Genomic DNA, 11,887 nt, shown 5'->3' with positions numbered 1-11,887 from the left:
AAGAATGCCTAACGACCCCCATAAAAAGCAAGTTGTTTTTCTAGTTTGGGTCGTTCTTTATGTAACAGATTTTTCATCAATTGCAAATAATCAGTATCGGAAGTTTGATGAGTTTCCAAAATTTTCTTGTATTTACTTCTAGTGTTTTTGCTAACTTTATTCCAGATTCCTTTATCACGTGTTAAAGCTAATAGATAAAGTTGTGTTTCAATTCCTAGAGTTTCAAAATAAAACGGTTTGAATATAATAGTGTCAATAACCTCAAAAATATTTTCAACGGAGCGACTTCGTAACTGAAATTCTAATCTCCACCAATGTTCATATTGTTGTGCGTTTTGTCGTTCATCTTCACTTCCGTTCGTCAGTTGTTCAACTTTTTTATCGTATAGTCGAATTTGTTTTTCTGACCTTGAAGCTCCTAGATATTTTGTTTCAAGCTTACCATTTTTATCTCTCCATTCTTTTGTTGCAGTAGGTCGTCCCTTCTTTTCTAAAATGAATTCACTACAATCAAGATTAAAAAAATCAAAAGCTAAGTCAGCTCGAGTGATTGAAATATCTTCGAGATATGGTATAATCGTATTAAGAATTTCAGTATCAACTGTTCGGAGTTTGTTAGGATTAAACTCCATTCGGAAAGGGCGAGCATTTCGAGCTTGTCCTTTTAGTTTATCATACTCTAAATGGAGGATAACTTGCCCCCCAGACTTGGTATAGGCTTGAAACATATCTGTCATAGCTTTTTGAGTGATGATTGCAATATGGTTGCTAACTAATTTTTTAAAATTATTGAAACTACTGTGGCGTATTTCAGCAGTTATAGTAATATTATCTAAACTAACTTTTAAATCCAAATAAACCTCCTTTCTTTTAGAGGTCGCCTATCGGCGCCTCTTTTTTGTCTGCGTAAAGACCTCCGTAAAATGACATTCTTGGGGGAGCAACCCCAAGCCGACTTCGTCGGACCATTTTCATTTTGCTACGGTCAAACTTGCCAAAAAATGGGTGTAGTAAAATCCCACGAAATGGGAACATAGCGTGCTGTTAGAAGCGCACGCGTTATAAATTTTGACGAAGCTCAAAAAGTTAGTCTCAAATTTTCGTTTTCAAAATATTTTCATAGTCGTTTTCATAAGTACCTTAACTCATCTGGACAGTAAAAATATCTGTATCTTTTTCTTCAAAAAACTCATTGATATCGACTTCAAAAATATCGGCCATAGCTTCAATACAATTTTGAGGAGGGAGAAGTGATAAGCTGCGATATTTTTTTAATTTGTTACAGAATCTGTTGAAGTCCATAGTTGTTGTTTCTACAGTATGCGTCAACTTAAAGATATTCTGATACAGTGTTAGATATCTTATGTTGGCTTTAGAGCGATAAAAGGAAACATTGTTCCAAAATGTACGACCTAGAGAAATTTCATTAGCTTTTCTAAGAAGTGCTTTCCTTTCATATTCTTTCTGCTGTCGTGTCAAAAACTGACTTAAGTCATCAACCCAAATATTACTTAAAATATGACTATCTGTTTCCAGCAAAGGTAAATCTAAGTATTTCTTCTTGTCCATCAAAATCGTATCTACAAAGCTTTTCATAGTAGTCTTATTATCTAGCTTATAGTGCCAACTTGTCCGTTTGAGAAAGCTGAAACAGTCTTCTGTTTTTGTAAAAAAACGAAGAAGATCAGCTTGAGTCAGTTCATCAATAGTATAGCTCTGAAATAGAATGTTATGCTTTAGTAGCCATTGCTCTATGTTATGACGTCTTACGGCATTATTATCAAAATATAGCTTTAGCATGTTTAAATCTCCTTGATATAAATTCTTGTCGGTAAACTTCCTCTTGTTTCAGATATACGTTGTTCACATTCAATTAACCCACATAATTCTAAAGCGTTACGATAATAAATAAATGTAGGCTTGCTACACTGTAATATCCGTAATAGGCCTTTGTTAGAGAATTCTATATAGACATCTCCATTTTCATCAAATTGTCCTCTTTCAGCTGCTTTTCGTTGCTCATCACATAAAATGGCATAAGTCAATCTTGCCTTATCTGAAAGAAAAATATAGTGAGGGTCAGTATATAAGACTTTAGGTATTAAGTAATAATCTTTTTCATAATCAATCATATATCTCACCTCTCATATTGTTGTAACCATTGAGCGACTTTGTGTTTATCGTACAGGGTCACTCCGTCAATTACCATGTGGGGCATACCTTCACGTTGCCATTTGACAACGGTAGTAGTTGATACATCAAGCCAACGGCATAAACCTGACATTCGTAGCATAGGTTTATAAAGTTCCTGATCTTCAAAAGCTTTTTCGATAGCTTTCTGAAGCATAGTATCGTAACGGGCAAGCAACTTCTTTTCTGTTGCTTTTGGGAGGTGGATAGTAAAGTTTTCTGTCATATTCTGACCCCTTTCTTAATTTTATAAACCCCGAATCAGATACACAAATGTGTATCTTGAGTTAAATTATAATCTCTTTTGTGTTCTGTGTCAAGAGTTTTTTCTCTTTTGTGTAATTTGTGTTATAATATGCTTAAAAGGAGGATGATTATTTGACAAACTTTCAAACACTTGTTAAAAACAGTAAATTATCTCTTAAAGAAATAAGTGAGGCAACTGGTATAGGATACTCTACTCTTGGAAATTACAACCAAGGGAGTAGAAGTCCAAATGCTAAAAATGCGCAAATTCTATCAGAATATTTTGGAGTGTCTATACCTTACTTGCTGGGGCTTGATGATAATCCTGTATTAAAAGATCCAGGTGCACCAAAAGAAATGATCAAAGATTTCTATAAAGTGTTGACAAAAGGTACGAGTATAGAGCATAAAATTACTAAATGGACTCCATTTGGTGATGAACTTGCCATTATACTTAAAGAACTCAATCAGTCAGAGGCATTGTCTGACTACATTGATTTTTTAGCAAGTAAAAAGGACTTGCACCCTGTTTTGGTGAAAGCTGTTAAGGAATTTATAGCTGATGAGAAACAAGGTCTTATTCCTTTCCTGATTAACAAATCAGGAGCAGAAGACTCTCCTTATCATTATGTATGGGAGGCATGGATAAATTCTGACGAATATAAGAGATTGCAGGAAGAGAAACAGAGTAAGAAATAACTGACAATCATGATTTCTTTATTTTATAAGCCCCGAAACCTTAAAAAATAAAGGAGAAATTAGAATGTCTATTATTAAATATAAGGCTAAAAAGTCTAAATCAGGGTATCTTTATAAGGTCAGAATCTATAGGGTGATTGATGGCAAACGTAAAGACTTCTTTAAAGGCAGTTTTAAGAGCCGTAGAGAAGCTAGACAGTATGAAGCTATGATTTACCACAAAAAAGCGTTAGGAGACCTCTCAGAACTTCTGAGAGTTTCTGAGAGACGTTTTGATGAAGTTTTTGAGGAATGGTTCAAAACTTATCAAAACACAGTAGAGAGGACGACAAGCGTCCGTACAGATGATTTGTTTAGAATTCATATCTTGCCAGTTCTTGGAAAGGTGAAAATTTCCAAAATTACTCCTTGGCAATGTCAGGACTTTATTACCGAAAAAGGTCAGACTTTTAGGAATATCAAACAGGTCAAATCTTACACTAGTCAAGTGTTTGATTTTGCTTTGAAAATGAAATTGATTACAGACAACCCAATGAAACAAGTGATACTCCCAAAAAGAGAGCGGAAGAAGTCAGATAACTTCTTTAGCGTTGAGGAGTTGCATGAGTTTTTAGACATTATTAAAGCAGAAGAGCCTTATAAAAACTATGCCTTATTTCGTTTGTTAGCTTATAGTGGCTTAAGGAAAGGGGAGCTGTATTCTTTGAGGTGGTCCGATATTGATTTTGATAATCAATTACTTTCTATCAACAAAAACTTAGGTAGAATCAAGGGGAAAGCCGTTGAGAAAAGCACCAAAAACAAGTTTTCAATACGGCAAATTCCTTTAGATACTGAGACAGTCTCGATTTTGAAAGAGTGGAAACAAAAGAGCAGAAAAGAAAAGGGGCAACTGTCAGTTACCCCATTGATTGATAGTGATTATATGTTTACGTTTGTTGGCCGAGATGGAAAGATAGAGCCTCTATATCAGGACTATATAAATAGTGTTCTAAAGCGGATTATCAGGAAACATGGCTTGAAGAAGATAACTCCTCATGGCTTCAGACATACTCATGCAACCTTGATGATTGAAGTAGGGGTTGACCCTGTCAATGCGGCTAAAAGGTTAGGGCATGCAAGTAGTCAGATGACTCTGGATACTTATAGCCATTCTACAGTAGCAGGAGAGAAGAAAGCTATCACAAAATTTGTAGATTATCTGGATAGTGCAAAAGGTTAGTTTTCCAAGACGGTACCAAAAATGGTACTAAAAACAAAAAAAGCCAATTCCAATTTCTTGGAAAAGGCTTTGTATCAACGTTTTTAAGCAATAAATGCGGTTGATTATTTGAGACCGTATTTTTTGTTGAAACGATCCACGCGTCCATCTGCTTGAGTGAACTTTTGACGTCCAGTGTAGAATGGGTGTGAGTCTGATGAAATTTCCACACGGATCAATGGGTAAGTTTCGCCTTCGAACTCAACTGTTTCGTTAGAGCGTTTTGTTGAACCGCTAAGGAATTGGTAACCAGTAGTTGTGTCCATGAAGACAACTGGGCGATATTCTGGATGGATATCTTTTTTCATTTTGCAATATTTCCTTTCTGCCATGGTCTCTTTGCGAGCCATAGATTGTTACCATACTAGTCTATCAGATTCTGAAAAGTTTGGCAAGTATTTTATCAGTTTTTAAGCAAGTTTTTTAACTTTTGGTAGATGATTTCGTTTTCCTCTAGGCTATAGGAATTAGCACCACTTGCTAGAGGGTGGCCTCCACCATCATGTTCCTTGGCGATTTCATTGATAGGATGAATTTTACTGCGTAAGCGAACACGGTAGTGGCCATCAGCCTGTTCTACAAAAATTCCCCAGAGACTGACGCTGTCAATACGTCCAGGTGCACCGACAATGGCTGCAGTTTCAGCATCGGTAACATTGAATCGTTTTAAGATTTCCTGACTCAGGATAACGCGAGCAGCACCATTTTCATCCACTTCCAGATGGTCGTAGATGTAGCCTTGAAGTTTAGCAATTTTGTAACTCATAGTGTCCATTTTGCGAGTGAGAGCCGCAAAGTCAAAGTTATGTTCTCTCAGATAGGCAGCCAGGCGAAGAGTCCGTACAGTGGTAGAAGGGTAGAGGAAACGACCTGTATCACCAACAATACCTGCAAAGAGCAACTCAGCAGCACGATCTGACAAGGCCAGTTGAGCTGTTTGGGCAAATAGGGTAATCATCTCGCTAGCGCTACTTGAACTAGTATCTACCCAAGATAGGTCACCATATACATCATCATTTGGATGGTGGTCAATTTTAATGAGAAAATCACCTTGACTATAGCGCTTATCATCGATACGAGCAGTATTAGCTGTATCACAGACGATGACAAGGGCACCTTGGTAAGCACTGTCTTCAACAAGATCCATCTCAGCCATCCAAGTTAGAGTTGGCTCATCATAACCAACGGCTTTGATGGTTTTTTCAGGGAAATGATATTCCAGCAAGGCTTTCAAGCCCACCTGACTTCCCAAGGCATCAGGGTCTGGTTTCATATGACGGTGAATGATAATCGTGTCGTATTCTTTGATTTTTTCTAAAATTTGATGGCAAATGTCCATAAATAACCTCAATTCTTTCTCATTTCATTGTAGCACAAGAATTTTTATTTTTAAAATGAAAAAGATGTGATATAATGGAGAAAGATAAATTGAGGAGGACGATATGGCATTAGCAAAAATTGTATTTGCCAGTATGACCGGTAATACCGAAGAAATTGCAGATATTGTAGCAGACAAATTACGTGACTTGGGCTTGGATGTCGATGTTGATGAATGTACAACTGTTGACGCTTCAGACTTCTTGGAAGCAGACATCGCTATCGTTGCGACCTATACTTATGGTGATGGTGAATTGCCAGATGAGATGATGGACTTCTACGAAGACCTAGCAGATCTCAACTTGAATGGTAAAATTTACGGAGTTGTCGGTTCGGGTGATACCTTCTACGATGAATTCTGTAAGGCTGTCGATGACTTTGACCGTGTCTTTGTGTCAACAGGAGCAGAAAAAGGTTCAGAGTGTGTTAAAGTTGATCTTTCTGCTGAGGAAGAAGACATTGAACGCTTGGAACAATTCGCAGAAGAATTGGCTGCTAAAGTAGGATAAGCATAAAAGTGTGCTGATGTAATCAATCAGTGCATTTTTCTTATCGTGAGTTGGGATTTTACTAGCCTATTTGGTGGCTTTTTGATACAATAATTCAAATAAAGGAGGAGACTGTATGGATTTAGATATTATTCGCCAAGAAATTGATCAAATCGACGACCAAATTGTTAAACTTCTAGAAGAACGAATGCATTTGGTTGAGGGGGTAGTTGCTTATAAGAAAGCATCAGGTAAACCGATTTTAGATACCAAGAGAGAATCAATTATCTTTGAAAAGGTTAGAAGTCGTGTAGGAGATAAGCGCTATCAGGAGACTATTGTAGCGACTTTTTCTGACATACTCAAACGTTCGCGTGATTATCAGGATCAAAACATCAAATGAAAAAAGAACAATTTTATCCGCTAGGGATTTTTCTAGTTGCTATGTTGGGCGGACTTGTCCGCTACCTAGTTTCCACTTGGTTACCATCCAGTCCTGACTTTCCTTGGGGAACCCTTCTTGTTAACTATCTAGGCATTTTCTGCTTGGTGTATCTTGTTAAGGGCTATTTAGTCTATAAGGAAACCAGTAAAGGCGTTATTTTAGCACTGGGGACGGGCTTTTGTGGAGGTTTAACAACCTTTTCTAGTCTCATGCTTGATGCTGTGAAACTGCTTGATACAGGGCGTTATCTGAGTTTGGTCATGTATTTGCTTTTGAGCATTGGTGGAGGCCTACTTTTGGCTTATTTTCTAGGGAGGAAAAAATGGTAATGGTCTATCTTGCAATCGCTTGTGGTCTTGGAGCCCTGGTACGGTATTTCTTTTCCCGCTATAATCAAGCTTCTAAATTGCCACTTGGAACACTCATAGCCAATCTTTTGGGTTGTTTTTTAATTGGATTATTTTACAATCATGTGGAATCTAAGGAAGTCTATGCTATTTTAGCAACAGGATTTTGTGGAGGTTTGACAACCTTCTCTACCTTGAATGACGAACTCCAAAGGTTGCTGAGCGATAGGAAAGTCTTTTATTCTTACCTAGCCTTAACCTACCTAGGTGGTTTAGTTGCGATTTTTTTAGGAATTCTGCTATAAATTTCTTTACTTTTTTGTGGAAATTTGGTAAACTGTATCTTGTGTGTAATGGACGCACAAAAATACAGTTTATCCGCTGAGGAAGATTCCTCAAGATTGACAAAGATAGGAGAATAAAATGAATCCATTAATCCAAAGCTTGACTGAAGGTCAACTTCGTACAGATATCCCATCATTCCGTCCTGGTGACACTGTTCGTGTACACGCGAAAGTTGTCGAAGGTAACCGTGAACGTATCCAGATTTTTGAAGGTGTTGTTATCGCACGTAAAGGTGCTGGCATCTCAGAAAACTACACAGTTCGTAAAATCTCTAACGGTGTAGGTGTTGAGCGTATCTTCCCAATCCACACTCCACGTGTTGAAAAAATCGAAGTTGTTCGTTACGGTAAAGTACGTCGTGCGAAATTGTACTACTTGCGTGCTCTTCAAGGTAAAGCAGCTCGTATCAAAGAAATCCGTCGTTAATTCGACTAAAAAACTCTGCTTCTTCAGCAGAGTTTTTATCTAGCTCCCTTAGTTCAATGGATATAACAACTCCCTCCTAAGGAGTAGTTGCAGGTTCGATTCCTGCAGGGGGCATTTTTAGAAATGTAAAGAAGCATGAAGAATATTCAAAGTGTTTGTTTATGGGCAATCATCACAATTTAGTTTTTTAAAATAGGTTAGTATTTTTGGAATCTTTGACCAAATTTTGATCAATGATTACAGAATAAAGTGGATCTGCATAGTAACTTTGACATCTATTAGTTAAAAAATAAGGACTTCCTTTATTAGAATGTCCTTATTTTTATTATGGAATTGGGACAAATGAGGTTAAGTCCCAGATCTATGAACTCAGAAAGTAAGTACAAAGCTTTAAACAGCTTTCAAAAAGATTTGGTGTGGATTTTTCGGGCTAAGGTATGTGACAAAATGAATTGATTATTATGAAATAGAGAGCCTAAAAAATGGGGAAAATCGATATTGTTTCCCTGAATTTGATATGTTGTAAAAGATTATTTCTGGTCTGTTAAAAATATCAATAACAAAATTTAAACATGATAGTCTAATATCTAATCCATTTAAAGTGAATACGTTTATCAATCGTTTGAGTAAGAAAATCTCAAAAGAAGAAGGGCTAGGTTTTCAAAAATAACCTATCTAGTCATTGCTTATATATAATTTGTATCTTTTGGTTTATTAATTTGTATTTAAAATTTAATCATGTTACAATTGAAATCGAATAGAAAAGGAAAATGCAAACGTGGGCACATTATTAGCAACAAGATTAAAAAATAGACGAAAAGAATTAAAAATGTCTCAGCGAGAATTGGCTGAGGGGATATGTAAACAGGGACAGATTAGTCGATTAGAAAATGGAGAATTTACTCCAGGAGCAGACTTTTTATATGCTCTGTCTAAGAAGTTAAAAGTTAGTATAGATTATTTTTTTAATGAGCAGATTGTAGAAGAGATTGATGAACTATCAGAGTTTAAGAAGTTAGCCCAGACATTTATCACAAATCGAAATTATGAGTCTTTGAAATATATATATGAATTAGAGAGTGTAAAGGTACATCGCTTCTCTCTAGTAAATAAATTTTATATGGAGTGGATAAAATCTCTTATAGATTTTTATTTCTATGGGCAAAAAGAGGAGGCTGTGGCAAGATTGGAGAAGGTACTGTCTCAGTTAAGTGTAACCGACTTGACCTACCTTCAAGTTACAAATACTCTATTCAATTTTTATTATGATATTGAAGATTTAGAGAGTTTTAATGAAATTAGAGAAAAGTTAGAGTATCAAGTAAATCAACTCAAGTTAAACACAATCGAAGAATTAAACCTTTCTATTAAATTTAATTATAATGTTTGTCGCTATCTATGGTTGCAGAATAATACTGAAGAGGCTATTACTAAAATCACAGATACGATAAAGCAATGTAAGACGTATAGAACAACATATCTTTTGGCTGATTTGTATGTATTGATGGGAAATGTCAGTAAGAATTTTTCTTCTAAAGTTGCAGTAAAAGAGTACTTTGAAACGGCTTATTTCCTATATAAGCTTGAGGGCAATATGTCAATGGCTCTTAAAATCGAGCATTATATTGCAGATATGACAGAATAGTAAAGACGATGCTCAATTAAGCATCGTTTTTTTAATCCAAAATAATACAAATATGTATTTAATGAAAATAAATAAAAAAATATTATCAAAATAATTGACATAATAACATCGAAGTGCTAAACTAAAGGCAAAAAATAAAAGGAAAAAACGCTGTGAATATCAATAAGAAAACGTTTTATACCATTACTTTTGGTGAGTTTATATCAAATGTTGGAGATAGATTTCAGAAAATTGCTTTTCCAATCTTAATTTACCAAGAGTTTCATTCGTCTTTTGCAATGGGAGGAATGGTGATTATTGAATTGTTACCTCAATTCTTGTTGGGATTCGTTATGGGTTACTTATTAGATAATTTCAATAAGAAAAAAATACTATTATGGTCTACATTAATACCTGCATTATTATGTAGTGTAATACCGATATTATCTAAATATTCAGTTTCTATATTTTTTTACTATGTTATTGCATTTTTGATACCTTTATTTTCGACACTTTTTCAAACAGGATTCTCAGTCATTACTCCTGCTTTATTTGAGAAGGAAGAATTACAAAAATATAATTCTCAATTTCAAGGTGTACGAACTATTTCAAAATTAATTTCTCCAGCTCTAGCAGGGGTATTAATGTTAAAGTTTAATATTAATAGTATTTTTTTTATAAATAGTGCTTCTTTCTTATTGTTATTTCTTTCAATACTAATTTCATATATTCCAGATCAAGAACATAAGGAGAATGGTAATGATGATATAAAAGAAATTTTTGTAGGTTTTAAAGAGAACTTTACAAATATTAAGTTGAGGATTACTTTACTCTTTACTATTGTTGTGAATATCGCTATGCTAGGCTTCAATGCAACGATTATTTATTATTTACAGGATCAATTAAAATTATCAAATAGTCTTGTTGGGATTGTTTACTCCATTGCTGGATTTGGTAGTTTGATAGCAGTAACCCTTCTTTCTACTTTTTTGAATAAGAAGGATACCTTTATCTTAATGAATATATCAATGGCAACTATCCCACTTGTCATTATGGCAAGCGGAATAGTAGAAAATTGGATTTTTTTTGGAATTTGTTACTCAATTTTGAGTGGACTAATTACAATAGCTTCTGTCTCAATTACAACAATACAGCAACAAGAAAGTACTGAGTATAATATTGGTAAAATACTTTCTAGTTCTTTTGTAATAGCTACCATTTTTGCTCCTTTTGGAGGGATACTGGCTGCTTATTTTAATTGGCTTTTAAACCCGAGATTAAGTCTAGTTATTTTGGGATTACTAAGCAGTTTATTGGTTATTCTTATAAAGAGTTATGAAAAAAAGCTAACTAAGAAAAGAACTGCAATATTTATAAAGGAAGATTAGTGGATTAATTATCATTAGAAAAAATAATATTAATTCGTAGTAAAATAAAAAATTGAAAAAGGTTTTATATAATGTACTACCTTTTTCAGATTTAATAATTATTGAGGGGATAGAACTAGAGAACAAAAATACTGAATTTTAAACTGCACCCCAAAAGTAAGATTTTTTCTGTCTAACTTTTGGGGTCAGTACATTATCTCTAACTTCTGGGGTGCTTTTTCTATATTCAAATTATTTTACAGTACCCATGTACGGATGGCATGGGCAACGCCAGATTCATCGTTAGATTTAGTGATGTATTTGGCGATTTTTTTGATTTCTGGATTTCCATTTTCCATGACAACAGGGTTGCCAACGACTTCCAGCATGGCGCGGTCATTTTCTTCGTCTCCGATTGCCATGGTTTCATCTTTGATCAATCCTAGTTTTTCAGCCAAGTGAGTGATGGCTGAACCTTTGTCTACATTCTTTTTAAGGAGTTCGAGGTAGAATGGAGCAGATTTGTTGATGGAGTAGCGTTCGTAAAATTCTGCTGGAATTTTTTTAATCGCAGCATCGAGAATCTCAGGCTCATCGATGAACATACATTTGACAATTTCCTTGCCAGCCATTTCTTCAGGTGTACGGTAGAAGATGGGCATGCTGACGAGGGTTGATTCGTGAACGGTGTATTTTCCGATATTGCGATTGGCAGTGTAGATACCGTCCTTGGTAATGGCGTGCATGTGGACACCGAGTTTACGACTGAGAAATTCCATATCCAGATAATCCTCATAGGTCAAGGATTCGCTGATAATCTCATGGCCAGTAGCAGTTTCTTGGACAAGGGCACCGTTGAATGTTACGACATAGTCCCCCTCGTCTCTCAACTGCAAGTCATCCAGCAGTTTGGCAACACCAGCGATAGGGCGGCCAGTTGCAATCACGACTTTGACACCAGCTTCTTTGGCATCTTGGATGGCAGAAAAGACCTCAGGAGTAATCTCCTTTTTACTATTGACTAGGGTTCCGTCGATATCAACGGCAATTAGTTTAATACTCATAAATTTCC

Annotated in this window: 16 protein-coding genes and 1 tRNA gene; 10 read left to right on the top strand and 7 right to left on the bottom strand. The window is 35.5% G+C overall.

The window, feature by feature from the left end:
- Window positions 1-8: 8 nt before the first annotated feature.
- From ACAM22_RS05505 to ACAM22_RS05490, 4 genes are all read right to left on the bottom strand, one after another.
- Window positions 9-854 (bottom strand): replication initiation factor domain-containing protein, encoded by an 846-nt coding sequence (locus ACAM22_RS05505; protein WP_261050028.1) that lies wholly within the window; start codon window positions 852-854, stop codon window positions 9-11.
- 286 nt (window positions 855-1,140) lie between these two features.
- Window positions 1,141-1,800 carry a hypothetical protein gene (locus ACAM22_RS05500; RefSeq protein WP_261050026.1) on the bottom strand — a complete coding sequence of 220 codons (660 nt, stop codon included), beginning with the start codon at window positions 1,798-1,800 and terminating at the stop codon, window positions 1,141-1,143.
- A gap of 2 nt (window positions 1,801-1,802) precedes the next feature.
- On the bottom strand, window positions 1,803-2,132 hold the full coding sequence (locus tag ACAM22_RS05495) for a replication initiator protein A (protein WP_261050024.1): 330 nt from the start codon (window positions 2,130-2,132) through the stop codon (window positions 1,803-1,805).
- 5 nt (window positions 2,133-2,137) lie between these two features.
- Complete coding sequence (locus tag ACAM22_RS05490) at window positions 2,138-2,416, bottom strand: DNA-binding protein (RefSeq protein WP_261050022.1); 279 nt, start codon at window positions 2,414-2,416, stop codon at window positions 2,138-2,140.
- A gap of 152 nt (window positions 2,417-2,568) precedes the next feature.
- Here ACAM22_RS05490 and ACAM22_RS05485 point away from each other — a divergent pair, with 152 nt between their 5' ends.
- A complete protein-coding gene (locus tag ACAM22_RS05485) occupies window positions 2,569-3,135 on the top strand; it encodes a helix-turn-helix transcriptional regulator (RefSeq protein WP_261050021.1) in 567 nt (188 codons plus the stop codon).
- A gap of 64 nt (window positions 3,136-3,199) precedes the next feature.
- Window positions 3,200-4,357 (top strand): site-specific integrase, encoded by a 1,158-nt coding sequence (locus tag ACAM22_RS05480; RefSeq protein ID WP_261050019.1) that lies wholly within the window; start codon window positions 3,200-3,202, stop codon window positions 4,355-4,357.
- A 104-nt stretch (window positions 4,358-4,461) separates the two neighbouring features.
- On the opposite strand, the gene ACAM22_RS05475 is transcribed toward ACAM22_RS05480, so the two are convergent.
- Together ACAM22_RS05475 and ACAM22_RS05470 are read right to left on the bottom strand one after the other, a co-directional pair.
- Window positions 4,462-4,704, bottom strand: coding sequence for a type B 50S ribosomal protein L31 (locus tag ACAM22_RS05475; protein WP_000710764.1), 243 nt, complete (start codon window positions 4,702-4,704; stop codon window positions 4,462-4,464).
- 95 nt (window positions 4,705-4,799) lie between these two features.
- Window positions 4,800-5,735 (bottom strand): bifunctional oligoribonuclease/PAP phosphatase NrnA, encoded by a 936-nt coding sequence (locus ACAM22_RS05470; protein WP_369606488.1) that lies wholly within the window; start codon window positions 5,733-5,735, stop codon window positions 4,800-4,802.
- A 103-nt stretch (window positions 5,736-5,838) separates the two neighbouring features.
- On the opposite strand from ACAM22_RS05470, the gene ACAM22_RS05465 reads away from it, so the two are divergent.
- The 8 genes from ACAM22_RS05465 to ACAM22_RS05430 all read left to right on the top strand — a co-directional run bounded on the left by ACAM22_RS05465 (window position 5,839) and on the right by ACAM22_RS05430 (window position 10,836).
- Window positions 5,839-6,282, top strand: a complete 444-nt coding sequence (locus ACAM22_RS05465; protein ID WP_001162128.1) for a flavodoxin — start codon at window positions 5,839-5,841, stop codon at window positions 6,280-6,282.
- Window positions 6,283-6,397: 115 nt separating this feature from the next.
- Window positions 6,398-6,664, top strand: a complete 267-nt coding sequence (locus ACAM22_RS05460; RefSeq protein ID WP_101782013.1) for a chorismate mutase — start codon at window positions 6,398-6,400, stop codon at window positions 6,662-6,664.
- Window positions 6,661-7,035 (top strand): fluoride efflux transporter CrcB, encoded by a 375-nt coding sequence (crcB, locus tag ACAM22_RS05455; RefSeq protein WP_369606487.1) that lies wholly within the window; start codon window positions 6,661-6,663, stop codon window positions 7,033-7,035. Before ACAM22_RS05460 ends, crcB (ACAM22_RS05455) begins: the two co-directional genes overlap by 4 nt.
- Window positions 7,029-7,358, top strand: a complete 330-nt coding sequence (gene crcB, locus ACAM22_RS05450; protein ID WP_369606486.1) for a fluoride efflux transporter CrcB — start codon at window positions 7,029-7,031, stop codon at window positions 7,356-7,358. Before crcB (ACAM22_RS05455) ends, crcB (ACAM22_RS05450) begins: the two co-directional genes overlap by 7 nt.
- Window positions 7,359-7,476: 118 nt before the next feature.
- Window positions 7,477-7,824 (top strand): 50S ribosomal protein L19, encoded by a 348-nt coding sequence (gene rplS / locus ACAM22_RS05445; RefSeq protein ID WP_001068669.1) that lies wholly within the window; start codon window positions 7,477-7,479, stop codon window positions 7,822-7,824.
- Between the two features lie 42 nt (window positions 7,825-7,866).
- A tRNA-Arg gene (locus ACAM22_RS05440) sits at window positions 7,867-7,938 on the top strand.
- Between the two features lie 664 nt (window positions 7,939-8,602).
- The gene (locus ACAM22_RS05435) at window positions 8,603-9,469 is read left to right on the top strand and encodes a helix-turn-helix domain-containing protein (protein ID WP_369606485.1); all 867 of its coding nucleotides are present in this window, start codon (window positions 8,603-8,605) and stop codon (window positions 9,467-9,469) included.
- A gap of 152 nt (window positions 9,470-9,621) precedes the next feature.
- A complete protein-coding gene (locus ACAM22_RS05430) occupies window positions 9,622-10,836 on the top strand; it encodes an MFS transporter (protein ID WP_369606484.1) in 1,215 nt (404 codons plus the stop codon).
- Window positions 10,837-11,072: 236 nt separating this feature from the next.
- On the opposite strand, the gene yidA is transcribed toward ACAM22_RS05430, so the two are convergent.
- On the bottom strand, window positions 11,073-11,879 hold the full coding sequence (gene yidA / locus ACAM22_RS05425; RefSeq protein WP_369606483.1) for a sugar-phosphatase: 807 nt from the start codon (window positions 11,877-11,879) through the stop codon (window positions 11,073-11,075).
- Window positions 11,880-11,887: the final 8 nt, after the last annotated feature.

It is taken from the genome of Streptococcus sp. SN-1 (genome assembly GCF_041154385.1).
Lineage (GTDB): Bacteria > Bacillota > Bacilli > Lactobacillales > Streptococcaceae > Streptococcus > Streptococcus mitis_CT.
The sequence above is the reverse complement of the archived record's forward strand: the minus strand, read 5'-3'. Positions and strand labels throughout refer to the sequence as shown.

Bases quoted from the DNA above. Each gene is read 5' to 3' on its own strand.
- ACAM22_RS05500 (WP_261050026.1), bottom strand. From the start codon at position 1,800: ATGCTAAAGCTATATTTTGATAATAATGCCGTAAGACGTCATAACATA.
- ACAM22_RS05495 (WP_261050024.1), bottom strand. From the start codon at position 2,132: ATGATTGATTATGAAAAAGATTATTACTTAATACCTAAAGTCTTATAT.
- ACAM22_RS05490 (WP_261050022.1), bottom strand. From the start codon at position 2,416: ATGACAGAAAACTTTACTATCCACCTCCCAAAAGCAACAGAAAAGAAG.
- ACAM22_RS05480 (WP_261050019.1), top strand. From the start codon at position 3,200: ATGTCTATTATTAAATATAAGGCTAAAAAGTCTAAATCAGGGTATCTT.
- ACAM22_RS05475 (WP_000710764.1), bottom strand. From the start codon at position 4,704: ATGAAAAAAGATATCCATCCAGAATATCGCCCAGTTGTCTTCATGGAC.
- ACAM22_RS05470 (WP_369606488.1), bottom strand. From the start codon at position 5,735: ATGGACATTTGCCATCAAATTTTAGAAAAAATCAAAGAATACGACACG.
- ACAM22_RS05465 (WP_001162128.1), top strand. From the start codon at position 5,839: ATGGCATTAGCAAAAATTGTATTTGCCAGTATGACCGGTAATACCGAA.
- ACAM22_RS05460 (WP_101782013.1), top strand. From the start codon at position 6,398: ATGGATTTAGATATTATTCGCCAAGAAATTGATCAAATCGACGACCAA.
- crcB (WP_369606487.1), top strand. From the start codon at position 6,661: ATGAAAAAAGAACAATTTTATCCGCTAGGGATTTTTCTAGTTGCTATG.
- crcB (WP_369606486.1), top strand. From the start codon at position 7,029: ATGGTAATGGTCTATCTTGCAATCGCTTGTGGTCTTGGAGCCCTGGTA.
- rplS (WP_001068669.1), top strand. From the start codon at position 7,477: ATGAATCCATTAATCCAAAGCTTGACTGAAGGTCAACTTCGTACAGAT.
- yidA (WP_369606483.1), bottom strand. From the start codon at position 11,879: ATGAGTATTAAACTAATTGCCGTTGATATCGACGGAACCCTAGTCAAT.